Below are 25,277 nucleotides of genomic sequence, written 5' to 3'. Positions count from 1 at the left end.
TCCGTTCCCTTATTATCCTTCCGTCCGTTAACGGGTGTCCACTTTTTATTCTAGCTCCAGAACTCTCCCTATTGGTCACGAGTTAACTACGTAACAAGCCAGTTCACTACTTTTTAGCTCTATAAAATTGCTCATTACGCTACCCCCATCGTGCGATCAAGCAGCTCCAGTAGCCTTATAAATATTTTCAAATTAAATCCTCCACATCTATCTGGGGCTTATATTCGAAAAGGATATGCTGTAAAAATTAAAAAAGGCCAACCGGAATTATCCGAATTGACCTCTCTCCCTCACTATTTATTTAGAAGCAAATATTCGTCTAATAAAATAACTTGGTGTACAGCTCCAGGCATGGCAATAACTATTGATCAGATTACTGCCATACGGAGAATATGTCTTGTCATCGGGATTATATAGCTCCCAGAACGTATCTGCTCCATCCTTTACCATGCCGCCCCAGTATGTTCGAATCTGCGCCAAGGCCTCTTCTTTTTTTCCACACTGCAGCAGCGACTCTACATAATGGTGCACCATATAAGGCGTGTTCATTTGAATTGCGTCATTATGCTTCATCAATCGTTGCAACAATGACCACGCCGCATCCTTATCCACCACTTCAGCCAGAATCATCCAGACCTGCGATGCCCACGACACCTGACGTCCCTCACCACTAATGAATAACCCTTGCTCCTCATCCCATAAAAATTGAAGCGCAGCCTGTTCCGCCTGCTGAACCTGCATCTGAATCTGTTCCTCTTGCGCGGACAACCCCAGTTCCCGGGCAATCCATTGCCCTCTTTTCATGCCGTAGATCAATATCGCCTGTGCACCTGCCTGTTTGTTCAACTGCTCATGCCAATCGAGGAAGCAATACCACGTCTCATCATCCTGCACAATGCCGCGTGCATCCAGCCTTAACAAGGCAATGTCGATCTGTTCTTTGGCAACAGGCCATAACACCTCAAGTGTCTCCCGATCCTTCGTTGCCTCGTAGTAGTCCCATAATGTAGTAATAAAAAATAGGGCATAGTCATACAAGTAGATGTCATCTACATAAGGCTCCGGTTTTTCGTACAGACACGCACCTACTTGCCCACCTTCCAGCCTTGATCCGGCAAATAGATATAAACAGCGCTTCACCAGATCATTACAGCCAAATGTCTCATAATTGACCAAGGCCTGCAAACGCAGATCACCAATCCACAACCGTCGATCCCGCTTCGGCCCATCCTCAAATACCGTTTGCATACAATCCCGAAGAGTACGAATCGATACCAGATCAAGCTCAGCCAGTTCCTCATCGATGTTTTCCGGCAACGGAGATACTGTATCCATAGATGCGGAAGTCACCGCCCTGCAATAGATATCCTTGATTTGAATATCATACCGAATCGATGTTTCCAGTACTTCAATCTTCAGATAACGAAAGGCATATCGACGGTTCAACGTAACTGTTCCCGGCAGTACATCTACATTAAGCACCTCATCCTGCAACCAGGAACGACTAAGCCACCCCTCATATGTGGAAAAGTCTTCTGCAACCTCACATGGCATCTCGCCAAATGTCAATTTTAATCTCAAAGGTGCATCTGCATTGCTTCGGACGTTCAGCAGTGACAGGGTTACATAACCGACGAGATGCTGGCCAAAATCCAGTGTTATCTCGTCTCCCTTGCGCAGCGTTTGCTCGGACAAAACGGACGCCCGGCCTATCGTTTCCATCCGCCATCCTTGAAATGCCCGTGAATCTGACATGGAACGAACGATCTGCTCCGGATACACCGTTTGCTCGTAGAGCTTTGGAATCCCTTGCTTCGCCTGATCCATCCATGATGCGTTTATGATATGTTGACCCATCCTGCGTTCACTTACGATCTTTTCACTCATCTCAGATTCTCCTCCCTAACCTTTAACTGCACCAACCGTCATACCGCCAACAAAGTATTTTTGCAAAAATAAAAAAACCAGCAGCAGCGGCAGTGCACACAGAAAGCATGCTGCGAACAATACATTCCATTGTGTCGGGTTTTGCTGATCCCCCATAAATCCAAGCATGGCCAGAGGTAAAGGCGATTGCCCGGCTCCGGAAATAAAAATCATATTAAAAAAGTAATCATTCCAGATCCATACTCCCTGCGTAATAATAACGGACACCGTCACTGGAATGAGTAGCGGAAAAACAACCGTCCAGAAACGCTGGAATAATCCGGCACCATCAATATGTGCAGCCTCCTCTACCTCTTCTGGCACACCGCTGCGAATAAAGCCGGTATACAGGAAAGTCGAAAACGGCAAGCTGCAGGTAATAAACATAAAGATCGGAGTATACTGGTTCGTCGGAATATGCAGCGCATTAATCATCTGTACAATAGGGATCAACACCATCTGAGCAGGCACCACGAGCCCGGACAGAAAAAATAAATACATAAACTTGCTGAGCCTTGTTTTCAGCCGGGCCATCGGATAAGAAGCCATCGCCGCGAACAGGACGACAAAAATGACCGATACCCCAGTTAACACGACGCTGTTCCATAGAGCCTCCAGAAAATGCATGCGCTCGAAGGCAGCTTTATAACTTGCCAGAGAGATACCCTGAAACAGGACGAGCGGATTGGTGTTATCTTTCGGATCACGCAGTGAAGTCGAAAAAGCAATGATCAGTGGAATCAGATTCAGCGCCATAATCAGCATGACAGCGACCTGGGTAAACCCTTTTCCCATCCATTTACGAGAAGTCATGCCGACACCTCCCGCTTGTTCATTTTCAGTACAAATACTGCCGTAATAACGATAATTACAGCAAAAGATATGACACCAAGCGCGGAAGCCTTGCCAAAGAGTTGCTCGGTAAATGCCATTTTATAGATCGAAAAGATTAACGTATTCGTCGCTGTACCCGGGCCGCCATTGGTCATAATAAACGGAAAGTCAAATGCCTTAAGCCCATTGATTATGCTAAGCGTGACATTAATGGTGATAGCCGTTGCCAGAAGAGGTATCTTCACATGTCGCAGCAGACGCCAAGAACCGCACCCGTCGATCCGACCCGCTTCTAACAGATCATTCGGGACCGTTTGCAGACCGGCCAGGAAAATAATCATCGTAGTCCCGATCGTTTTCCAGATTTCCACAAAGATGATGGAATACAAGGCTGTTGAATAATCACCGAGGAAATTCAGTTCACTCGCAATACCCAGTTTATTCAGAAAGGAAGAGATCAGCCCGTAATCGGGCATATATACATAACTCCAGAGAAATCCCACAACGATAGCACTGAATAGTGTAGGAATATAGGCTAAAGAACGATAGATTCCTTTTCCTCTTATTTTCATATTTAATAGCAAAGCCATCGCCAAACCGATTAGATTACCCACAACAACCGTAACAAACGTATAGATCAGTGTATTTCTCAACGATACGCCGAGAACATCGCCGCGAAACAAATCTTTGTAATTGTCTAATCCGATATAGCTATACGCCTGAGCATATCCGTTATAGTCCGTTATACTGTATTGGAATAATCGCAGAATCGGGAAAATCCAGAACGTCAGGTAAAAAAGTAATGCGGGCACAGCAAACCAGTACATGGACTTTTTCATGACAGTCGAGTTCATCTTGCTTCATCCTCTCCAAGGAGACTGCAGCCAGGGAAGTAGCTGAAATGCCATTCCCTAGCAACAGACAAATCACTTCATTCTAGTTTTTCCACAGCTCTCTAAATTTGCTTTCCATCGCAGCTGCGACATCTTCAGGTGTTGTCTTTTGTCCAGCGATAATCTCTGCAAATTTGGCTTGCATCACATCCGATACTCCCGCAGGCCACATCTGATTGCTAAAATATACGGAGTTGCCTGTTTGCTGATAGTTGTCGTTCACTTCCTTGAACAATTCCTTCTCCAATGTCACGCCTTTGTACACACTGATTGAACTGTTGGAAGCCACAAAAGCTTTGAACAACTCTGACTTTCCGTCAAACAGATAATTCAGCACTTGCTTCGCCGCATCCAGATTGGCTGATTTTGCATTGAGCGCATAACCGGCCGATGTTGCACCAGATACATATACCGGTTTGCCAGAATCATTGCCTGGAAGGGAAGAGAATCCGCGAGTGAAGTCGGCTGCACCTTTGGATGTCATGGAAGCATAGTCCCATGTGCCGGTCAATGTCATCGCTGCTTTGCCATCAATGAACAGCTGTGCAGATTGTGCACTGCCAATACCCAGTGAGTTCTTCACCACGTAACCCTTGTCGTACAGCTCTTTATACCTTGAGATCGTTTCAATCCACTTTGGATCAGTCAGTGATTTCTCACCTTTTTGTAGTTTCACATCAAAGTCCATATCATCCGGGTATACCGTATTTGCGGCAATCTGGTACATTCCAAATTGGATCACCCAAGGATCCTTATCTCCCATAGCAATTGGCGTGATCCCCGCATCCTTCAGCTTTTGACATAATTGCAAGAAAGAAGGCCAGTCTTTCGGAAATTCGGAGTAACCGACCTGTTGTAACAGTTCCTTATTGTAATAAGCCCCCAGAAATGCAATACCACTCGATACGCCGTATGGCTTGCCGTCCACAGACATATCATCCTTTGCACCTTGACTGATATTATCCCAGAACTTCAGGTCAGACAGGTCAGCGGCAAATCCGGCTTTGGCAAAATCAATGACTCCCCCTGCTGAATTTTTCGGGAAAATCCAGAACATATCCGGCCCCTGTCCAGCTGCCAGTTTCGTTCGTACCGAGGTGTTGTACTGATCATCAGGAAGCTTCTGCACCTCCAGCGTGATGTTTGGAAACTTTTCCTTGACTAGACGAGGCAACGTTTCGAGTTCGAAGTCCTCCCCTTCCGACGCCTTGTTTCCTGAGAGCATCATCGTCAACGTGATCGGTTTGACAGAGTCACCGGCTCCCCCATTACTGTCGGAACTTCCCTGTTCCTGACTGGCAGAACTACATGCGCTAAGGAACGTCATTAGCAGCACTAAAGTCAAAGGCCACAGTTGTTTTCTATTTTTCATCTTGTCATTCCCCCGATTCATGTTTATTCTTGCTTTGTGCACATTTTCATCATACGGCGTTCATCAGTACATTTACTTTAGCTTGTGTGGTGCACTATTTTTAGAATTGACATTCGCAGGGGGAGCACGTATGATTCTGTTCAACATCAAAACCAAACTGTTTCTGATCCTCGTTCTTGTGTCGATCATACCCATTATCGTTGTATCCCTGAGTTCCTACCGAAGTTATACGAAGTTGGTGAATGAGCAGACTTCTCTGATTACATCCACAACAATCGGCAATTCGGTCAAAAGTATGGAAGAGATTTTGCAGAACATTGACCGAATTTCGGTCACCCTTCTTCAGCAGTCTTCCAATGCAACCGCTTACAGTACAGTTAGTGATGAACTAACGAAGCTGAACAATACGAATGACCAGTACGACATTTTTATGATACGTAGCAAGCTCAAGCTGATCTTTGAAAATATTTTGCTCGGATACAATTACATTAATGGTCTGTATCTCTTCACACCAGACGGAAAATGGATCAGTTATGGAAGCAGTGGCACGGATTTGCGTTTAGACTACGTTGCTCTTCAGGATCAATGGTATCTCGACACCATTCAGCGGAAAGGCGATTTATATGTTGGTGAGGTCGGCGTTAAACCTTATATTATAAATGCTAAGCAATCGATCGGTTTCTCAAGAGCCCTTTACGATCCGAACAATCATGAGTTTCTCGGCGTATTCATGCTGGATTGCGGGATGAACATTTTTGACGGATTGAAACGGAATCCTGCCCCTAGTCTCTCCAACCTGTATTTGGCTGACAATCAAGGAAAAATACTATACTCCACGGAAAGTGACCAGATCGGCCATCCTCTTCCTGCCAGCTTTAATGCGGCAATGGAGCAAGTGAACAGTAGTTCGCAGTATAAAACCATTCAGGATAAGATCATGACCGTTATACAAAAGGTGCCTGGACATAACTGGAATGTGATTGCCAACATCTCTCTTGAACGCTTATACGAGCAGTACAACATCTCGCAAAAGCTATTTTTGTATGTTGCTGTAAGCTGTGCTGTAATCTTTCTGCTGTTATCCTTCTTTTTGTCCAACCTGATTACCAAACCAATCATTGAATTAACCAAAATGATGCGTAAGACCAAATCACATCAATTTGTGAAAATCAAACCGCAAAAAAGCAAACATGTGGATGAAATCGGAATCCTCTATCATGAATTCAATAAAATGATGAAGGATATCGATACCCATATTCGGGAGAGCTATCAACATAAAATACTGACACTCGATTCACAGATGAAAGCACTTGAAGCACAGATCAATTCTCACTTCTTATACAATACGCTGGAGTCGATCAACAGTATTGCTGAGATTGAAGAGGTCGAAAGCATTGTCGTGATGACCAAATCACTGGGCGATATGTTCCGCTACAGTATCAAAACAGATAGTGAACGCGTCACCGTCAGCGAAGAGCTGCAGCATGTTGAAAATTATATGGCCATCCAGCAGATTAGGTACGGTGATAAAATCAACTTTGAGCTTCAAGTGCAGCCTGAGATACAGAATCGCCACATGCTGAAACTGCTATTGCAACCGCTCGTGGAGAATGCCATTTATCATGGCCTGGAGAATAAACGTGGCAAGGGTACGATTATGATTACCGGCAAAATTCAAGATGAACGGATTATCTTGGAAGTATGCGATGATGGCGTAGGCATGTCATCTCAACAGGTAGATGAGCTGAGACAGCATCTGTCACAGCCGCCGGAGTTCATTGCTGTCGGTCAAAGGCTCAAGCAGAGCATTGGCATCAAAAACGTACATTCACGAATTGTTCTGTATTATGGTGACGGATACGGATTGACTTTCCATAGTGAAGTTGATCAAGGAACCCGAATTATCGTAGAGATTCCAAGTCTTTGAGAGTAGAGGTGACCGCTATGTATACGTTTATCGTTGTGGATGACGAGCATTTGATTCGTAAAGGTCTGTTAAAAAAGCTGGAGGCATCAGAGTATAAGATGACCCTGCTTGGTGAAGCAGACAATGGAGCTGATGCGCTGGAATTGATCGAATCCTTCAGCCCTGATATCGTCTTCACAGATATGCGCATGCCCGAGATGGACGGGCAATGGTTAATCCGAACGGTGAGCCAGCGTTTTCCCCATATCAAACTCATCGTGATCAGTGGCCATACTGATTTTGATTATATGCAGGAGGCCATCTCGGCCAAAGTGGTCAATTACCTGCTTAAACCGTTTAGCCGGGACGAAGTTCAACGTGCCTTGCAACAAGCGATATTAACACTTGAACAGGAACGCTCACTGAAGCAAGAAGTTGTTCAACTGACGGTGGAGACAGAACAAATGAAAATGGATGCCGACCATCAGACTTTTCTTCATGTCGTACTGAGTCCACATCTACCCGCGAAGCGCCCTGTATTCCGTTCCCGCGAATTCGCTGTCCTTCTGGAAGCAGAGCTTCTGGTTTTTATAATGATCTATAGTCCTAGACCCTGCATCGTAGAGCAGCTTCCTTCTTTTCCGCAAAGTCTGTATATCCCGCATCCCCAATCAGAACAACTTGTTTTTCTGATGACGTATGATCAAGGCGACGCTGTTGCTGAACTGCAGAAACGTGCCGGCCTATATGCGGAGCATATCCTTGCAGAAACAACAACAGCAGAATGTTGTATCGGAATTAGTCTTCCTCTATCCGATGTAAGTCATATCCGTGATGCTCATCACCAGACTATTTTAGCTCTCGACCAACGCTCCATTACCGATTTCGGTAAATGTTATACCTTTACAGAGGAGAACAGCACGCTGTCTTCCTTACGCTGGAGCCGGTCGCATGAATTACTGTTTTCCATCGAAAGCGGCAGCGTGTCGAAAGTTCAGGAGTTAATTGCTGATTTCTTTGCTTTTTTCATCCAGCAGCCCGATGCTTTACTCGCACATCTGAAAGAGCAATGCCGGGACATCGTGACTGAAACGAAACGATTACTGCAACATTATTTGCAAAGCGGTAGCGGCGGCAACGGAAATGCTTCCTCCAGTCTCGAAGCCGTGCTTGACATCTCATTCGATATGGAATCCATTCGTCAGTATATGGACAAGGTGCTGACAGGAACAGCATTACTACTTCAAGAATATAACCCTTATCGATCCGATCAGATTATCGACAATGTTAGGAAATATATCGATATTCATTATGCCAAAAATTTAACGCTGGAATGGGTCTCCTCCCTGTTTTACCTGAACCCCAGCTATCTCAGCTATCTGTTTAAAGAAAAACACGGCGAGAACTTCACAGATTACGTTAACCGCCTGCGTATTGATCAAGCAAAGCGCGCCTTAACCTTGACCGAGGACAAAGTCTACCGTATTGCCAAGCAGCTTGGTTACGATAATCCAAAATACTTCTTCCGTGTATTCAAAAAAGTAACGGGCCTGACCCCCGAAGAGTTCCGGAAACAGCATAAAGTGACTTACAACATCAAAAAACCAGGTCATGGATGATGACCTGGTTTTTTGGATTATACCGTTTGGTACAAGCACCTTACATCTTCTCCTACACAGAAAATGCTAGACTGGTAGCGAGAACGGTGATCCCACAGTGAAGCTTGGAAAGCACATAGAAAAAAAGCCAACACTATATCCTTCTTCCACTATCCTCACTTGGCTGAATCGACCAACTTTTCTTCCACAGCAAACGCTAGTCAACACTACAACCTTTGTTACACAGCAAACGTTAGCTAACACAAGTTTTTTTTGCATTTTTCAATTATGGTTGCAAAGCCAACGAACAAAGCCTCCAAGTAAGCCTTCTCAACGTAGAACTCCAAATTCTAACGATCTCAGATGAGCTTATTTGATCGAAATAGAGCTGTCTGGAATTGTAACGATCACCACAGAGCTTATTTCAGCAAAAACAGAAGAAATCAGCCCATTTTAGCGTCGAACTACTCAAATAAGCTTCCCTGAGATCGTTAGAAAATAAAAAGGCATGATACACCCTAAATAGCGTCTCTGGTGATCGTTAGAAAAACCAAGCTCCCTGCTGCCCTCTCACATTTCCAATCTAACTTCCTTCACATCTATCAAAAAAATAACAGAGCCCGATAACTGTCAAACATCTCGCATCTCGTATTGTGACATTATGTCTACACTACTCGTATGCTGCAGTCTTCCCTTCCAAGTGGGGGAAAGCAAAGGTTATCCTCTCTGAAAAAATCCAAAAGGGCATTTCATCAAGTCACACATGACTGATGAAACACCCTTCCTTATATGACCATTCCACTTTGAATGTAATGCGGCCTTTCAAAAGAACGTTCGTTTACACATTAACGGAGAGGACAGAAATAGCCTAAAGAAGCGCGAGCGGGCGCCTGAAAGCTTTCTGCAAGAAAGCTACATCGGAAGCATACGCTTATCACCGGATTTTACCCTAAAGAGGGTAATTCAAAATAAATCCGGGGATAACAGCGATCAGAAGGGTATTCTGTCCTCGGAGTGCCGCGTGTAAACACCCATCTTTCTTTGCAGGACAGCATTACATTCAACTTCACCTAAACATGCCCCACAACTTAATCAAATGAAACGTGTTATTCGGATCAATCTTCTGTGCGATGACAAAAGTAACAAATTGCTCCTCCTGTGCAGGTGAGAAGTTCTCATTCATAATGACTGCCGACGATTTAATGAGCCTGCGAACCTTCGCTTTATCCTGCAGATCGGCCTTGGTCACGCCATCGATCAGCTTTTTAATCCGCTCTTTGACTGCAGGATTTTTCATCTTAAGTTTGATCCGCTCCACCAGCTGCGGACTGATTCCATATTTTTGGTAACCCAAAACGTACAGCACCTCCCAAAGAAATGAACTCACTTCTTATTCATATGTCAGGAGGGCTTGGTCACTTGTCACTTTTTACAAAACATGCCTTAAAACCAACGTAGCACATGTCGCATCGTACAGCTTAATCCATCAGATCACCCTTGAATACCTGCTCCTGCTGGAGAAATTCACGCAACGGCATGTAGTCAACAGACGTCCAGAACGTGGCATCTGCAATCAACGCAGACACATCATCCCGAGCCTGTTCCAATACGGCAAAATCCGCTACCATATCGGCTAGTCGGAATTCAGGTAATCCGCTCTGCTTGGTGCCAAAGAAATCGCCCGGTCCCCGCAGATCCAAATCACGACGCGATACCTCGAATCCATCCTCGGTTTCGGTCATGACCTTCATGCGTTCCTGTCCAACTTCCGTCTTCGGATCAGCAATCAGCACACAATACGACGCATGTGCACCCCGTCCAACACGACCTCGAAGCTGATGCAACTGGGACAAGCCAAAACGATCCGCATCCATAATAACCATGAGTGTGGCGTTGGGCACATCGACCCCGACTTCTACCACCGTGGTGGATACCAGCAACTGAATGTCATTACTGTAGAATTCCCGCATCATTTCTTCTTTTTCCGCAGCCGTCATACGTCCATGCAGCAACCCCACTTTATATTTCGGGAAATTCTGCTGCATCTGCACATGCAGATCAATCGCATTTTGCACATCCAGTTTCTCCGATTCTTCGATCAGCGGGCAGATCAGATAGGCCTGACGACCCTGATCCACCTCTCTGGAGATAAAACCGAGCACCCGCTCCATCATGTCATGTTTCACCCAATACGTGGAGATCGGAATACGCCCCTTCGGCCGCTCCGATATCGTCGATACCTCAATATCACCAAATGCCGTAATCGCAAGCGTCCGCGGGATCGGCGTAGCCGTCATGGTTAATACATCCGGATTATACCCTTTGCGTCTCAAAACGCTGCGCTGATTCACTCCGAAGCGATGCTGCTCGTCCGTAACCACAAGACCCAGCTCCCGGAAGAAAACATCTTCCTGGATCAGGGCGTGTGTACCCACCACAATATCCAGCATCCCCATCTGCAATGAGGCGATCAAATCCTTACGTTTCCGCCCGTTCACACTACCGGTTAACAGGCCTACCGTTACACCAAACGGTTCGAACAGTTTCTGCAAGGAACGCATATGCTGTTCTGCCAAAATCTCGGTCGGCACCATCAGTGCCCCCTGAAAGCCGGATCGCACCGTCGTATAGAGAGCGATAGCTGCAATCACCGTTTTACCAGAACCTACATCGCCTTGCAGCAACCGATTCATCGCATAGGGTGAACGCATATCATGCAAGATTTCAAGCTCAACTTTCTTCTGCGCATCCGTCAACTCAAACGGCAAACTACGCACAAATTCTCGAATCGTCGTATTGTCCGTGGTGTGTACCATACCATCCAGCCGATTCCGATTCAGTGCACGAAATGCCTGCATTTTGAGCTGGAACAGAAATAACTCCTCATAAACCATCCGCTGTCTGGCTCGTTGGCCTTCCTGATTGTCCTGCGGACGATGAATACCGGCAATGGCTTGCTTGCGCGCCATCAGATTATATTTTTTAATGAGTGCTAGTGGCAAAATCTCGGGGATCAGATCACCATATTGAATTAATCCTTGGTTAATCGTCTTGCGTATCCACTGCTGCGTTACCTTGCCCGTGACGGAATACACGGGTTGCAATGTACCTGAACGCCCATCTCCTTTATCGGGGAATTCCGAATCAGACACGGTAAGCTGCATGCGCTTTTGTTCCCATTTACCTGTCAGCACAATTTCCCGGTTAGGTGTGAGCTGGTCTTTGAGAAAATGACGGTTAAACCACGTCGCCGTAATCATCCACTCTTCCGTCATAATCTTACAGGTCAGGCGTGACTTTTTGCCGTACCGTTGTAACACCGGAATACCCATGACCTGTCCCTGTATCGTAATTTTGTCTCCGTCCTTAACCTCACTAAGCGAACGCAGACGATAATCTTCATAACGAAACGGATAATACTCCAGTAAGTCTTTCACACTAGAGATGCCAAAGGCGTGAAGCTCTCCCTCTTTGAGAGCACTCACGCCGTTAATTTGCTTCACTGATATTTCTTCCAAGTTCATGTCTAATCCCTCATTCCGGAACAGGCCACATAAAAATAGCAATAACACCGGGCCCTACATGACTGCCGATGACGGCCCCAATATTGGTATAGATCACTTCATTCAGTGTAAAATGACCCCTTAGCTGTTCCGCACAAGCTACTGCTGACGGCGGGTCAGCCGTATGGCCAACCGCTAGATTGACCCGTTTTCCGGCCAGATCCTTCTGGAACAGCTCAATAATACGTGCCATTGCCTTTTTATGACCTCTGACTTTCTCTACGGCGTAGATTACGCCTTCTTCATCGATAGAAAGGATCGGTTTAATGTTGAGCAACGTTCCCAAAATGGCCGAGGCTTTACCAATCCGGCCACCTTTCTGCAGATACTCCAGCGTATCGACCAGAAAAAACAGCTTGCGAGACTGCTGCATGGCTTCTACAGCAGCAACAATCTCGGCAGGGGACTTGCCCTGTTCAGCTAATTCCGCCGCCTGTACCACCATTAAACCATACCCGTACGAGGCGGATTTTGAATCCAGCACGGTAATATCACCTTCACGTTCAAGGAGTGACTTACCGAGCATAGCTGATTGGTATGTTCCACTCATGCCTGAGGACAGATGGATCGATACAATCGGTCTTTCCGAATCCTCATCAAGCAACGTTTGGTACACGTTCATGAAATCAGTAGGAGAAGGCTGTGAAGTCGTAGGCAACACAGCACTCTTACTTAATTTCTCGTAGAATTGCTTCGGCGTCAATTCAATACCATCGGCATACGTTTCTTCTCCGAACAATAGACGCAAGGGAACAACATGTATACCGTATTTTTGAATCAATTCCTCTGGAATATCGGCCGTACTGTCCGTTACAATCGCAACCTTGTGGCTCACGGGCTCTCCCCCTCTTCGCTAAAGTGCTGTAAGTGCATGTTCAAAGAGCTAATTAACACGGTAAAACCCCGTACTCTTTGAACAACATCTACTAGGACTCCACAGAGAACAGATAATAATACACCGGTTGTCCTCCCTGATGTACCTCGACCTCAGCATCAGGATATTGTTCTTCCAGCCATGCAGCAAGAGCAGCGGTAACTTCAGCGTCAGCCTCTTCCCCTTCAAGGATTGTCACCACTTCATCTCCGCTCTCCAGCATTTGTTTCAGCAGACCCTCACATGCATTAAGCATACCCTCATCTGTCGCAACAATCTTGGAGTTATGGATACCGATGTAATGCCCAGCCTTAATATCCAGTTCATCATACTGGGTATCGCGAACGGCATGAGTCACTTGACCGGACTGAACGCGGCTAATCGCCTCCAGCATTTGTTCACGATTCGTTTCTGCAGACTCATCCTCCTGGAAAGCAAACGCAGCTGCCATTCCTTGTGGGATTGTCTTGCTTGGAATAACGATGATACGACGCTCATCCTCCAGCAGTTCCCTAGCCTGTTCAGCAGCCAGCACAATATTGGAGTTATTCGGCAAAATAAATACTTGATCGGCCGAAATTGAACGAACGGCTTTTACAAAGTCTTCTGTGCTTGGATTCATCGTCTGTCCACCAGACATCACCACATCTACACCCAGGCTTTTGAATATTTCCGCAATGCCATCACCGGAAGAAACCGCGATAAACCCATAAGGCGCCATTTCATCTGCCGGGAGTACCGCTTCTTCCAATGTGCTTGTCTTCTCATGCGGAATTTCAGCAAAAAGATCCGGTGAAGCCGCAATATCCATTCCTGCACTCAGCAAATCACGATGCTGTTCGCGCATATTGAGAATATGAATCTGTGTAATCTCGCCGTACTTTAGAGCCAGATTCAATACATCACCAGGTGTCTTGGAATGCACATGCACCTTGATGACTTCGTCGTCTGCAATTATAATGATAGAATCTCCATTTTTTGACAACGACTTCCGGAACAATTCTTCATCAAAAGCTGCTCCTGCATTCTCACCAAGCTCACGATTGATGAAAAACTCCATATCGTACAAAAATTCAATATCTTCCGTTTCCAATCGGGCCTGAGCTGACAAAGGCATTTCTGGAGCAATCACCTGTGCTGCCTTCGTTGCAACTGGCTCAATTGCAGGCGTTTTCACCTGTGTCGCTACTGAAGAAGAAGATTCCTTTTGTAGTGAGACACGTGAACTACCGTCCGTTTTCAATAGTACTTCCATAAAGCCTTCGTAAATATATACAAGCCCCTGACCACCCGAATCCACCACACCAACCTGTTTTAAAACAGGTAGCATTTCTGGAGTCATCGCCAGTGCTTCTTTTGCTTTTAACAAAACCTCATTCATTAATTCAGTGATATCATTCGTCCGTCTTGCGTAGTAGCTGGCATGTTTGGCAGCTTCCTTAGCTACGGTAAGAATGGTTCCCTCCACCGGCTTCACAACAGCTTTGTAAGCTGCGTCAACACCATTTTGCAGGGCTGCTGCGAATTGAATCGTATTCAATTCTTCATAAGGAGCTGCTGAACGGCTGAAACCACGGAACAATTGGGATAAAATAACCCCTGAGTTTCCGCGCGCGCCCATAAGCAAGCCCTTGGATAATATTCCGGCAGCGTCTCCGATCGATGCAGAGCTCTTTCTTTTAATCTCTGCAACGCCAGCAGTCATTGTCAAATTCATGTTTGTTCCCGTGTCGCCATCCGGCACAGGGAAAACATTCAGGGAATTGACATGTTCTGCATGCTGCCCTAGTTGTTCCGCTCCGGCAATAACCATAGCGGTGAAATCTGTTCCATTTAAAGAACGTATACTCAAGTGAGAATTCCCCTTCCTAGCTTGATACACGAACACCTTGCACCAAGAATCATTTTGGTCTGTTCATGCGCTAACGCGGCTGCGTTATTCTTCGTCCATACCTTGTCCGGCACAGGCATACAATACAACATGTCAGCCGGATTAACGGTCTGGGCGGCCGGGCTACCAATATCCTGCATTCTCTGCAACCCGTTATGCGGGCATAGGGATATGCACCGGTATCAGAAGCCGACATGAATGCCGCATGGAGACTGGTGCCAATGATGGAATGCCGCATCTCACAGCGTTGCCAAAAAAGTGAACCTCCAACCTCTACGTACGGTTTTTTCTCCGGCATCCCGCGGCAACAGCCTGTTCATGGCTGTACTATGGACTATTCAACATTGTACTATATTAGACAAGAGAAATAAATAAAGTTTTTGGATCAGTTGACGAAGCTTTTTTGAATATGATATTATATTTAAGTATTGTTTTATGCAGGTTAAGTAATGGAAATGATCCGGCCAAGCCGGCTTGAACAACCCATTAGCTACTGAAGCCTGATCTTAGGATCAGGAAAGAACAATGAAGTCCTTATGGAATGGCGTTCGTCTCTCCGAAGGCATTGGTTATTTTAGGATAGGAGGTGTAATCTATGTCTCGCAAATGTTATGTGACAGGTAAGAAACCGGGCACCGGTAACCACGTATCCCACGCTAACAACCGTAACCGTCGTTCTTGGGGCGTAAACGTTCAGAAGGTTCGTATTCTCGTGAACGGCAAACCAAAACGTGTATACGTAAGCACCCGTGCACTGAAAGCCGGTAAAGTGACTCGCGTATAATCACGCAAAGCTACTATAAATCGGGTAAGCAAAAAGCACCTTGTTCCTTGCAGGTGCTTTTTTGGTGTTCAAAAAGCACAGCCATAATTTCATGATACACACAGGAATGGCCGCCGCATGGCACATCATGCAGATCCGGTTCTCCAGATGAGCCTTTGAGCCAAAGCGGCGGTATTCGCCTAACTGTGCTACTGTTGTTCAAATCAGTTCTTTTGAAACGTATTCAGGATCGCCTTTACAAACCCTCCCAAAAACTTCGGCAGTTTGAATGTGTAAAATTTCATACTTCACCCTCCCCATCATGCTCATGCATCCGCCGTATCCTATGCTTCAGGCCTTTTTCACCCAAACACGACAAAAAAGGCTACATGAGAAACCTGCTCATGTAACCATATTTATGCGAGACCTGTTGTCCCTATTCCACAATGACAAGCCCGAAGATCAACGCATTTACGTTTGGGCAGGAATATATTGATAGACCGCGATCATGAAAACACTCATGAGATAATAAAGTATGCTGAATACGACAAAAGTAATCCGATGTCCTTTGCGATCGAACTTGCGGAAATACATAATGACCACGCCTACCCCGATTAATGACGTGAGCGCATTGAATGGAGCCTGGAGAACTGCAAAGAGCGCAAGCACCAGCCCCGTAACCATACTGCCCGCCATTGTCCACAACGTCTCTCTGAGAGTCATGAATTAACCCTCGTAGCTGCTGCGAATCTCGGCAATTGCGGCGGCGCGATCTTCGCGTCCAAATACAGCACTACCAGCGACCAGAACGTCAGCACCAGCTTCCACGACAAGTGGAGCCGTATCGGCAGCAATACCGCCGTCTACCTCGATATGTACGTCATGACGCCCTCTCTCATTCAGCCATGTACGAATCTGCTTGATTTTGTTCATCGTGCCAGAAATAAATGCTTGTCCACCGAAACCAGGATTTACGGTCATAACGAGGACCAGATCTACATCGTCCAGTACTTCCTGAATCGCACTGGCCGGAGTGCCCGGATTAAGAGCAACCCCTGCCATAATTCCCTGCTCTTTAATCAGATGAATCACACGGTGCAGATGCACACACGCCTCAGCATGAACCGTAATTACCGCTGCGCCGGCTTTTGCGAACTCTTCCACATACCGCTCGGGATTCTCGATCATCAGATGAACGTCCAGCGGCAGTGATGTATGAGGTGCAATAGCTTTTACAATAGCAGGACCGAGCGTAATATTAGGAACGAAATGACCGTCCATTACGTCAACATGAATCCAGTCTCCGCCTGCCGCTTGTGCTTCGGCAACCTCTGCACCCAGCTTGGCAAAGTCTGCTGATAATATCGATGGGGCAATTTTAATCATAATTAATACCTCCGCTTCTTATCTTTCATTTCCGTCAGGAACTGCTCATAGTGCTGATATCGACTTTCGGAGATTAGACCTTCCTCTTTGGCCGCCAGTACCCGGCACCCCGGCTCATGCGTATGCGTACACCCTCGGAACTTGCACTGATCAGCAAACTGGGCGAACTCACGGAAACAGATGGATAATTCCTCCACGCCAATCTCCAGAAAGTCCAACTGGCTGAATCCTGGTGTATCCGCAACAAATCCGCCATTATCCAGTGGAATGAGTTCCACATGTCTGGTCGTGTGTTTCCCGCGCCCGAGGCGCATGCTGATTGCATTGGTCTCCAAGGTGAGTCCTGGCATAAGTGCATTCAGCATGGAAGACTTGCCAACTCCGGATTGACCGGAAAATACACTGATCTTGCCCGCCAAGCGTTCTCTAAGTAATTCACTGCCTTCTCCCGTTCGGGAACTCGTTGAAATAACCTCATAACCAATCTGCTCGTACATCGTCTTCACTTCAGCCACAATGTTCCGATCCTCGGCTTCCGGATCAACAAGATCCTGTTTCGTTAGTACGATAAGAGCATCAAGTCCAGCTTGCTCAATATGCACCAGAAACTTATCCAGCAGATTCAGGTTCATGTCAGGCTCTTTGACCGAAAATAACAGGACAGCCAAGCTGACGTTCGCCACCGGGGGACGAATTAATTCGGTCTCGCGTTTGTGAATTTCGTCTACCGTTCCTTCCCCGTTCTCCGTCAGCATGTAACTGACGCGGTCACCTACAAGCGGAGAAGTGCCTCGTTTACGAAAAATCCCCCTGGCTCTACATTGAACGGCGGAACCTTCAACCGAAGGAACCCCGTTGTCTTCTATCGGCATGACATAGTAATAACCACTTAATGCTTTAACGATGATACCTTCTGGCACAGCTCCGTCGCCCTCCTTCTGATCACTCACATTGTTTCCTTACGTCAGCATAAGCCGTCCTTATGGACGGCTTGATGCGTTGACAACACCTTTTTTCTTATCGTCTTTATGCTTGCCTGGGCCTTTATCCGTCTTCATTGCTGAAGTGTCACCTTCCTGATCGTCCCCTTCCCCGTCAGCCGGGGTAGAGTCAGGTTCACCTTGCCCGCCGTTGTCCACACTGCCATTGCCACCATTCCCCGGGTCAGGGGTATTCGCTGGTGGAGCCTGTGTGTTCTGTTCGGGATCAATGGAAGGAACGTTCACAGTACCATTCTTTGCTTCAGTATAAGAAACAACGTAGGTATCCAGGAATTTGCCGTCACGATAAACGGACACCGCACCATTCTCATTAGGTGCAAGCACAAGCGGAATCGTCAGGACTTGAGCAGAATTGATCGTACGGGTACCCCACTCCTGATTTTTGCCGCGTGCATCTTCATAGGTGATACGAATTTTACTGTTTTTCCCTGCTTCTTTTGGTGATACATTGATATTAAAAGAATACTCCAGAGCCTGATCCGGATATCCTGTGCTGATAAAGATCGTGATCTTATCGCCAGGATTCACATCGGTTCCTGCTTCCACAGGCCATTGCTGGGTAACTTTGCCCTTTTCTACAGTATAACTGGATTCCTCCTGTACCTGTCCAAGCACAAGTCCCTTCTCTTTCAGCATCTGTTCCGCTTCACTGCGCGTATGATTTTTCAGATCAGGCATTTTGACCGTTTCAGTACCCTTACTTACGGTTAACTCGATGGCAACAACCTCAGGATCAAATTCTTCATTCACGCCAGGTGTCTGGGAAATAACTGAACCTGAAGCCACTTCATTGGAGAACTCATCCTTACGCTTGATTTGGTCTTCTTTTATACCAAGCGCCGTCAACTTTTTAACCGCTTCAGAATAAGGATCCTGCTTGACATCAATCATTTTCACCATTTCTTTTTCCGCGCCAACGCTTAACTGTACTTCGGTGCCTTTTTTGACTACATCGCCTTCATTCCTGCTTTGATCGAAGACAGTTCCAGGCTGTACATTTTCTTTATACTGCCGAATGACCTCATTGCTCACAACCAGACCCTCCGCCTCAAGCATTTGACGGGCTTTTTCTTCTGTCTGATTGACCACATTAGGTACCGTTACCTCAGGCACGACAAGCATGCCTTTGACGTACCATACAACCGCAACCATGGCGATCAGAATAAGAACCGTTGATGAAATGATCAGCGCCGGTTTTTTCCAGTTTTTCTTCTTCGATTTACCCGAGTTTCCTGCTTCATTGTTCTCCATTACAGGCAACGTTCCGGTAGACGTCATACCGCGCGGTTCCGGTTTGATGGCCGGCATAACCCGAGTCTGATCGATGTCGTCTTCATCCGGAAAATCAACCTTGGACTCATTGCGGCGCTCTGGCATGAGACATGTTTCCAGATCATGCTGCATTTCTTTGGCCGATTGATAGCGCTCCTGCGGATTTTTGCGCATCGATTTCAGAATGACATTTTCCACACTTTGCGGAATCAACGGATTGAATTTGCGTGGTTCATCAAACTCTTCCTGCAGATGTTTCAAAGCTACACTGATTGGACTCTCCCCCAAAAAAGGAAGCTGTCCGGTAAGCATTTGATAAAGTACAATTCCTAGAGAATATAAGTCCGACTTCTCCCCAGTCACAATACCCTTGGCATGCTCTGGCGAGAAATAATGCACCGAACCCACGACAGAGCCAGTCTGCGTGATCGTTGTAGAGGTCACCGCACGGGCGATACCAAAATCCGTTACTTTGACACGGCCATTCCGGCCAATCAATATATTATGCGGTTTAATATCCCGATGAATAATCTGATTATGGTGCGCGTGATCCAGTGCATCCGCGATCTGGGAAGCAATGTGTACCGCTTCGTCGACCTGCAAAGGCGCACGTTCCTTAATAATTTCATTTAAATTTTTGCCTTCAACGTACTCCATGACAATATAATGAACTTCATCTTCCTGACCCACATCATAGATGCTGACTACATTCGGATGAGAAAGCGAGGCCGCTGACTGTGCCTCTCTACGGAAACGACGAATAAACTCTTCATCATGCACGAATTGCTGTCTAAGCACTTTAATCGCTACATTTCGGTTTAAGAGCAGATCCTGGGCTTTGTATACAAGAGCCATGCCGCCGCCGCCAACACGCTCAATAACTTCATAGCGTCCGCCTAGCTGGTGCCCAATCATGACTCACACCCCGTTTCCGTTTGTATCTCGTCTTGCTGCTGAGGCTCAAATAAAGCGACCGTGATGTTATCATCTCCACCAGCAAGCAATGCGAGCTGAAGCAGTCGATCAGCGCGATCTTCCAGTGCAAGTTCAAGATTGCCCGCAACCTGAATGATCTGCTCATTACTGACCAGGTTACTGAGTCCGTCGCTGCAGAGAAGCAATACTTCGCCTTCTTCCAACCGCACGGTATCCATATCAACCTTCACTTCAGCATCCGTGCCAAGCGCACGTGTAAGCACGTTTCGACGTGGATGATGAGATACGTCTTCTTTGCTAATCTGACCATTTTTGTACAATTCATTCACCAGTGTATGGTCTTCGGTCAACTGGAATACTTCCTTGCCTACAATTTTATAAGCACGGCTGTCCCCAATATGTCCAATTACACCTTCCGCATCATTTAATAAGGCTGCGACGACCGTCGTTCCCATATTATGATACTTATCATCTGTGGATGCAGTGCGGAATATGACTTCATTCGCATGAAGAATCGCATCGCTAAGCGCAGCGGAGAGCGATGCATGAGACAAACCTGGCTCAAGTGTAGCCAGATCCTGCACCAGCGTCTCCACGGCAAGGCGGCTTGCCGTATCCCCAGCAAGATGTCCGCCCATGCCGTCTGCGACAATTCCCAGAATATATCCTGTATCAAGATTACGGATCCAGGCTGAATCTTCATTCACCGAACGTACTCGTCCGATATGGCTCACATGAACTGTTTTGATCAAAACGCTCTCACCTCAACTCCATATGCTTTGCACGAAGCTGGCCGCAAGCGGCAGCAATATCATGTCCCTGTTCACGGCGAATCGTTACATTAACTCCTTGTTCCGAGAGTATTCTCTGGAAGTTAAAGATATCACTTCTTGATGTTCTAACATATTTGCGCTCAGGCACATGGTTAACCGGAATCAGGTTGACATGGCATAACATGCTTTTGAGAACACTTGCCAGTTCTGCCGCATGCTCTGGCTGGTCGTTTACACCGCCAATCAATGCGTATTCAAACGTAATTCTCCGGCCTGTTTTCGCCAGATAATAACGAAGAGATTCCATCACATCATCAAACGGGAAACGACGGTTAACCGGCATCAATTTTGAACGAAGAGCATCATTCGGCGCGTGTATTGAAATCGCCAGATTAATCTGCGTGTCTTCATCAGCAAACTTGTAGATGTTCGGCACGATTCCGCTCGTAGACACGGTAATGTGGCGCTGACCGATGTTCAAGCCTTTTTCGTGAATCATAATCCGCAGAAATGCCATTGTCGCTTCATAGTTTTCAAATGGTTCGCCTGAACCCATGATAACAATACTGCTGACACGTTCGTTACGCTCATCCAGAATTTTCTGAGCCTGTACAACCTGAGCAACGATCTCTCCTGCTGTCAGGTTACGTTTGAGACCGCCCAGCGTAGATGCACAGAATGTACAACCAATGCGGCAACCAACCTGTGTCGTTACACAGATGCTGTTCCCGTAGTTATGCTTCATAATAACTGTTTCAATGGCATGATCATCATGCAGACCAAAGAGGAATTTTACCGTTCCATCCTTGGACTCAAACTTGGTGATTTCCTTGAGGGTTACGAATTCAAACTGCTCTACCAATTTCTCACGCAGAGCTTTGGATAGATTCGTCATTTCACTAAAATCATTCACACGTTTCACATAAATCCAGTCAAAGATCTGACCACCGCGAAACGCAGGTTCCCCATTTTCCACAGCCCATTGCTGCAACTGCTCCAGGGTAAAATCGTATATAAAAGGTTTCATTTTGTTGTCAACACCTATTCCTTTTTTCTTTTCATTTACTTTCAAACGTTTTACTGCATTCGTCCTATTCTATCACAAACGGCACTTTACATCCATGTATACCCTCGAGACCTGTTCTTCATGCATTATAACACCTCGGTCTAACCATCGCATCCTGACATCGTTTTATAAACTCATTATAACCGTGCAGCCCCTCACAAAGAAATCCGCCGAGGTTTTCCTCGGCGGCCTTCCTTCCGTGCTCTATTAAACGGTTAATCCGCGATTCTTGTCAACCGTGCAATGTAAAAACCATCACTGTGAGCATACTGCGGCAGAATCTGAACACCGCCGTTCGCTGCCTTCCAGTTCTCGGTTTCCGGCTGTGACCACGTGGACGTCTCGATGGCCTGATACTCCGGGTGACGAGATAAAAAATCCGCAATCATACCCTCGTTCTCTGCTGCTTCGATCGTACAAGTACTGTATACCAAAATCCCACCTGGTTTAAGCAATGGCGCAACACCGTCTAGAAGCTCACGCTGCAAGCTGGAGATGTCTTCTATATCCGAAGCTGATTTGGTCCATTTCACGTCTGGCTTGCGGCGAATCACGCCAAGACCCGAACATGGAGCATCCAGCAAAATCCGGTCAAATGAAGATTCCTCATAACGCTTATTTAAATCAAGCGCATCACCGGTTACCGCATCAATGCAGCTAAGTCCGAGACGTTCTGCTTGATCCAGAATAAGATCGCGTTTATGAACATGGACATCATTAGCTACAATGTGCCCCCGGTCTCGCATCTTCTCCGCCATATGAGCAGTCTTGCCACCTGGAGCTGCACAGCAGTCCAGAACATGCTGTCCCTCTTCAGGTGCTACAGCTTCGGCTACCAGCATGGAGCTTTCGTCCTGCACGGAGAAAAACCCGTCCCGATACCAGGACGTAAGAGCCATATTGCCGCCACTTCGAACCAGAATACCATCTGGGCTAAGAAGGGAAGCTTCAACCACAGCACCCGTGTCTGCCATCTCCTCCATCAGTTTGTTACGCGTTGTCATCGTCGTGTTCACACGTACACTTACTGCTGGTGGTTCATTATTGGCTCGACAGATCGCTTCGGTTGTCTCTTCTCCGTATTGAGCAATCCACCGCTCCACCATCCAGAGCGGGTGTGAATGTTCCAGCGAAATCCGTTCAGCCGCCGGTAGATGTGAAGGAATATGCAGTTGCTCCTTATTTCGAATCATATTCCGCAGCACGCCGTTAACCATACCGGAGATTCCCTGATGACCGAGCTTTTTCGCCAGGTTCACCGCTTCACTGACAACGGCATGTTCCGGAATTCGATCCAGGTAGATCAATTGATAAGCACTGATCCGAAGCAAACTGCGCACCCAAGGTTGTAATTTAGCTGTTCCTTTGGCTACAAAACGTTCCAAATAATAATCCAGCGTATTTTGTCTTGCAATCGTTCCGTAGACCAGTTCTGTAGCAAGTCCTGCATCTGCAGAACTAAGCTCTGTCTCTTGGAGCCTGCGGTTTAATTCCAGATTGCTGTAAGCCCCATCTTGCTCAACCGCGCTCAGTACCTTGACAGCGAGTGCGCGAGCAGATGTTTTCGGCTTTTGTACGCGAGCATGATTCTGGCTCACCTTGGCAGTAGAAGTGGACACCTTGCTGTTTCCGGTACGCCGCCCTTGGTTGCCAGAAGAACCCTTGCCAGACTGATGACGATTAGGGTTATTTCCTGCGTTACCGTTGCCTGCTGCCTGACGTTCTTTGCCTGAGGAATGTCCTGATTTTGGAGTCGTCATCGCAGCACCGTACCAGGTTTCAATGTTCCACCGCGCCCAAAGTCAGCAGCTTGCATTACTTTTTTGCCGGCAGGCTGCACCTCGGTAAGCCACAAAGAACCATCGCCTGTCTTTATTTCAATGCCTGATTTATTCAATTGTAACACCGTTCCCGGTTCTGCTTGTCCATCATTTGAAGCAGAAGAGCATTCATTTAGAGTCTGATCGGGATTAGCCGCTGCCCAAATTTTAAAGACCTGCTCTTCCCACATCGTAAATGCACCCGAGAAGGGAACCAGTCCTCTAATCTGGTTGAACAATTCACGAGATGTACGACTCCAATCAAGCTTCTCATCTTCACGGGTCAAGTTACGAGCATATGAGGCCTGCTCATCATCCTGTGGCACAGCTGTCGTTTGTCCTGCGATCAGACGTGGCATTTCAGCCTGAAGCAGCTTGGAACCAGCCTCGCTCAGTTTGACAAACATCGTACCAGATGTATCTTCATCCGTAATGGGCACTTCCACACGAGAGATCATGTCCCCGGTATCCAGTCCTTCTGCCATATACATCAACGTGACTCCTGTGACTGATTCTCCGTTAATGATAGAGCGCTGTATTGGAGCTCCTCCGCGGTATTTAGGCAAAAGAGACCCGTGCACGTTCACGCAGCCGCGAACCGGCATATCCAGCACCGCTTTGGGAAGAATCTGTCCAAATGCGGCCGTAACAATCAGGTCTGGCTTCCACTCTGCAAGGCGAGCTACCGCTTCCGGATCACGAAGTTTGACAGGCTGAAACACCGGTAGACCATAGCGTTCAGCTGCGGCCTTGACCGGTGTAGGTGTAAGTACTTTTTTACGTCCTTGCGGTTTATCTGGCTGGGTTACTACGCCTACCACATGGTAACCTTCCGCCATCAACATATCCAGTGAAGGAACGGCAAATTCAGGTGTTCCCATAAAGACAATATTCAAATCGATCACTCCTTAATTGCGACGCGGTCCCGTTTGCTCCGGGGCAATTTCATATACTTTTTCAGCAATATCTGTGAAGAGCACGCCATCCAAATGGTCAATTTCATGCTGGAATGCACGGGACAGCAGGCCACTACCTGTAATAATCAACTCTTTGCCTTCCCGATCCAGCCCTTTAACGGTCACTGTCTCGAAACGACGAACATCACCGTTAATTCCAGGAATACTCAGACAACCTTCTGGTCCGAACTGTTCTCCTTCACTGGAAATGATCTCCGGGTTAATCATTTTGATCAGCCCTTGCTCATCTCCTGCATCAATGACAATCAAACGTTTCAGAATGCCGACTTGCGGAGCGGCAAGACCTACCCCTTCTGCGTCGTACATCGTGTCTGCCATATCATCAAGCAACTTTTGAACATTAGGTGTAACTTTGGTGACTTCCTTAGCTCTTTTGTGAAGCACCTCATCTGGTTCTTTAACGATAATACGAATCGACATGTTGTA

At 46.7% G+C, this 25,277-nt stretch carries 21 protein-coding genes; 3 read left to right on the top strand and 18 right to left on the bottom strand.

The annotated features are described in order from the left end of the window. Window positions 1-297 precede the first annotated feature (297 nt). The 4 genes from ACUTVW_RS17420 to ACUTVW_RS17405 form a co-directional block, all read right to left on the bottom strand. Window positions 298-1,887, bottom strand: a complete 1,590-nt coding sequence (locus ACUTVW_RS17420) for an alpha-L-rhamnosidase-related protein (protein ID WP_445646947.1) — start codon at window positions 1,885-1,887, stop codon at window positions 298-300. A gap of 15 nt (window positions 1,888-1,902) precedes the next feature. Then, a complete protein-coding gene (locus tag ACUTVW_RS17415; RefSeq protein ID WP_445646946.1) occupies window positions 1,903-2,739 on the bottom strand; it encodes a carbohydrate ABC transporter permease in 837 nt (278 codons plus the stop codon). Then, on the bottom strand, window positions 2,736-3,614 hold the full coding sequence (locus ACUTVW_RS17410; RefSeq protein WP_445646945.1) for a carbohydrate ABC transporter permease: 879 nt from the start codon (window positions 3,612-3,614) through the stop codon (window positions 2,736-2,738). Before ACUTVW_RS17410 ends, ACUTVW_RS17415 begins: the two co-directional genes overlap by 4 nt. A gap of 82 nt (window positions 3,615-3,696) precedes the next feature. Beyond that, entirely contained in the window at window positions 3,697-5,025 is a 1,329-nt protein-coding gene (locus tag ACUTVW_RS17405; RefSeq protein ID WP_445646944.1) for an ABC transporter substrate-binding protein, read from the bottom strand. A 130-nt stretch (window positions 5,026-5,155) separates the two neighbouring features. Here ACUTVW_RS17405 and ACUTVW_RS17400 point away from each other — a divergent pair, with 130 nt between their 5' ends. Both ACUTVW_RS17400 and ACUTVW_RS17395 read left to right on the top strand, forming a co-directional pair. Beyond that, on the top strand, window positions 5,156-6,952 hold the full coding sequence (locus ACUTVW_RS17400) for a sensor histidine kinase (protein WP_445646943.1): 1,797 nt from the start codon (window positions 5,156-5,158) through the stop codon (window positions 6,950-6,952). A gap of 17 nt (window positions 6,953-6,969) precedes the next feature. Continuing rightward, on the top strand, window positions 6,970-8,550 hold the full coding sequence (locus ACUTVW_RS17395) for a response regulator (protein ID WP_445646942.1): 1,581 nt from the start codon (window positions 6,970-6,972) through the stop codon (window positions 8,548-8,550). A gap of 1,045 nt (window positions 8,551-9,595) precedes the next feature. Here the strand turns inward: ACUTVW_RS17395 and ACUTVW_RS17390 are convergent. The 4 genes from ACUTVW_RS17390 to ACUTVW_RS17375 all read right to left on the bottom strand — a co-directional run bounded on the left by ACUTVW_RS17390 (window position 9,596) and on the right by ACUTVW_RS17375 (window position 14,818). Further along, window positions 9,596-9,883 carry a stage VI sporulation protein F gene (locus ACUTVW_RS17390; protein ID WP_445646941.1) on the bottom strand — a complete coding sequence of 96 codons (288 nt, stop codon included), beginning with the start codon at window positions 9,881-9,883 and terminating at the stop codon, window positions 9,596-9,598. Window positions 9,884-10,007: 124 nt separating this feature from the next. After that, window positions 10,008-12,053, bottom strand: a complete 2,046-nt coding sequence (gene recG / locus ACUTVW_RS17385) for an ATP-dependent DNA helicase RecG (protein WP_445646940.1) — start codon at window positions 12,051-12,053, stop codon at window positions 10,008-10,010. Window positions 12,054-12,063: 10 nt separating this feature from the next. Beyond that, window positions 12,064-12,927 carry a DegV family protein gene (locus tag ACUTVW_RS17380; protein ID WP_445646939.1) on the bottom strand — a complete coding sequence of 288 codons (864 nt, stop codon included), beginning with the start codon at window positions 12,925-12,927 and terminating at the stop codon, window positions 12,064-12,066. Between the two features lie 91 nt (window positions 12,928-13,018). After that, a complete protein-coding gene (locus ACUTVW_RS17375) occupies window positions 13,019-14,818 on the bottom strand; it encodes a DAK2 domain-containing protein (protein ID WP_445646938.1) in 1,800 nt (599 codons plus the stop codon). Window positions 14,819-15,452: 634 nt separating this feature from the next. Between ACUTVW_RS17375 and rpmB the strand changes: the two genes are divergently transcribed. After that, window positions 15,453-15,641 carry a 50S ribosomal protein L28 gene (gene rpmB / locus ACUTVW_RS17370; RefSeq protein ID WP_024631107.1) on the top strand — a complete coding sequence of 63 codons (189 nt, stop codon included), beginning with the start codon at window positions 15,453-15,455 and terminating at the stop codon, window positions 15,639-15,641. Window positions 15,642-15,844: 203 nt separating this feature from the next. On the opposite strand, the gene spoVM is transcribed toward rpmB, so the two are convergent. The 10 genes from spoVM to def form a co-directional block, all read right to left on the bottom strand. Further along, window positions 15,845-15,925, bottom strand: coding sequence for a stage V sporulation protein SpoVM (spoVM, locus tag ACUTVW_RS17365; protein ID WP_019424875.1), 81 nt, complete (start codon window positions 15,923-15,925; stop codon window positions 15,845-15,847). Window positions 15,926-16,091: 166 nt separating this feature from the next. After that, on the bottom strand, window positions 16,092-16,343 hold the full coding sequence (locus tag ACUTVW_RS17360; protein WP_445646937.1) for a hypothetical protein: 252 nt from the start codon (window positions 16,341-16,343) through the stop codon (window positions 16,092-16,094). A gap of 3 nt (window positions 16,344-16,346) precedes the next feature. Continuing rightward, window positions 16,347-17,006: a ribulose-phosphate 3-epimerase gene (gene rpe / locus ACUTVW_RS17355; protein WP_445646936.1), complete on the bottom strand. Its 660-nt coding sequence runs from the start codon at window positions 17,004-17,006 to the stop codon at window positions 16,347-16,349. A gap of 2 nt (window positions 17,007-17,008) precedes the next feature. Beyond that, window positions 17,009-17,926, bottom strand: coding sequence for a ribosome small subunit-dependent GTPase A (gene rsgA / locus ACUTVW_RS17350; RefSeq protein ID WP_445646956.1), 918 nt, complete (start codon window positions 17,924-17,926; stop codon window positions 17,009-17,011). Window positions 17,927-17,986: 60 nt separating this feature from the next. Then, the gene (gene pknB / locus ACUTVW_RS17345; protein ID WP_445646935.1) at window positions 17,987-20,194 is read right to left on the bottom strand and encodes a Stk1 family PASTA domain-containing Ser/Thr kinase; all 2,208 of its coding nucleotides are present in this window, start codon (window positions 20,192-20,194) and stop codon (window positions 17,987-17,989) included. Continuing rightward, window positions 20,191-20,967, bottom strand: coding sequence for a Stp1/IreP family PP2C-type Ser/Thr phosphatase (locus ACUTVW_RS17340; RefSeq protein WP_434750358.1), 777 nt, complete (start codon window positions 20,965-20,967; stop codon window positions 20,191-20,193). The genes pknB and ACUTVW_RS17340 overlap by 4 nt, the downstream gene beginning before the upstream one ends. Before the next feature lie 7 nt (window positions 20,968-20,974). Beyond that, window positions 20,975-22,015: a 23S rRNA (adenine(2503)-C(2))-methyltransferase RlmN gene (gene rlmN, locus ACUTVW_RS17335; protein WP_434750357.1), complete on the bottom strand. Its 1,041-nt coding sequence runs from the start codon at window positions 22,013-22,015 to the stop codon at window positions 20,975-20,977. 254 nt (window positions 22,016-22,269) lie between these two features. Continuing rightward, a complete protein-coding gene (gene rsmB / locus ACUTVW_RS17330) occupies window positions 22,270-23,814 on the bottom strand; it encodes a 16S rRNA (cytosine(967)-C(5))-methyltransferase RsmB (RefSeq protein WP_445646934.1) in 1,545 nt (514 codons plus the stop codon). Next, the gene (gene fmt / locus ACUTVW_RS17325; RefSeq protein ID WP_445646933.1) at window positions 23,811-24,770 is read right to left on the bottom strand and encodes a methionyl-tRNA formyltransferase; all 960 of its coding nucleotides are present in this window, start codon (window positions 24,768-24,770) and stop codon (window positions 23,811-23,813) included. Before fmt ends, rsmB begins: the two co-directional genes overlap by 4 nt. A gap of 12 nt (window positions 24,771-24,782) precedes the next feature. Continuing rightward, complete coding sequence (def, locus tag ACUTVW_RS17320; RefSeq protein ID WP_342551934.1) at window positions 24,783-25,271, bottom strand: peptide deformylase; 489 nt, start codon at window positions 25,269-25,271, stop codon at window positions 24,783-24,785. Window positions 25,272-25,277: the final 6 nt, after the last annotated feature.

Source organism: Paenibacillus sp. TSA_86.1 (assembly GCF_052691815.1).
The sequence above is the reverse complement of the archived record's forward strand: the minus strand, read 5'-3'. Positions and strand labels throughout refer to the sequence as shown.

Coding starts and splice junctions, on each gene's coding strand:
- ACUTVW_RS17420 (WP_445646947.1), bottom strand. CDS start 1,887: ATGAGTGAAAAGATCGTAAGTGAACGCAGGATGGGTCAACATATCATA.
- ACUTVW_RS17415 (WP_445646946.1), bottom strand. CDS start 2,739: ATGACTTCTCGTAAATGGATGGGAAAAGGGTTTACCCAGGTCGCTGTC.
- ACUTVW_RS17410 (WP_445646945.1), bottom strand. CDS start 3,614: ATGAACTCGACTGTCATGAAAAAGTCCATGTACTGGTTTGCTGTGCCC.
- ACUTVW_RS17405 (WP_445646944.1), bottom strand. CDS start 5,025: ATGAAAAATAGAAAACAACTGTGGCCTTTGACTTTAGTGCTGCTAATG.
- ACUTVW_RS17400 (WP_445646943.1), top strand. CDS start 5,156: ATGATTCTGTTCAACATCAAAACCAAACTGTTTCTGATCCTCGTTCTT.
- ACUTVW_RS17395 (WP_445646942.1), top strand. CDS start 6,970: ATGTATACGTTTATCGTTGTGGATGACGAGCATTTGATTCGTAAAGGT.
- recG (WP_445646940.1), bottom strand. CDS start 12,053: ATGAACTTGGAAGAAATATCAGTGAAGCAAATTAACGGCGTGAGTGCT.
- rpmB (WP_024631107.1), top strand. CDS start 15,453: ATGTCTCGCAAATGTTATGTGACAGGTAAGAAACCGGGCACCGGTAAC.
- spoVM (WP_019424875.1), bottom strand. CDS start 15,925: ATGAAATTTTACACATTCAAACTGCCGAAGTTTTTGGGAGGGTTTGTA.
- ACUTVW_RS17360 (WP_445646937.1), bottom strand. CDS start 16,343: ATGACTCTCAGAGAGACGTTGTGGACAATGGCGGGCAGTATGGTTACG.
- rpe (WP_445646936.1), bottom strand. CDS start 17,006: ATGATTAAAATTGCCCCATCGATATTATCAGCAGACTTTGCCAAGCTG.
- pknB (WP_445646935.1), bottom strand. CDS start 20,194: ATGATTGGGCACCAGCTAGGCGGACGCTATGAAGTTATTGAGCGTGTT.
- rlmN (WP_434750357.1), bottom strand. CDS start 22,015: ATGAAACCTTTTATATACGATTTTACCCTGGAGCAGTTGCAGCAATGG.
- rsmB (WP_445646934.1), bottom strand. CDS start 23,814: ATGACGACTCCAAAATCAGGACATTCCTCAGGCAAAGAACGTCAGGCA.
- def (WP_342551934.1), bottom strand. CDS start 25,271: ATGTCGATTCGTATTATCGTTAAAGAACCAGATGAGGTGCTTCACAAA.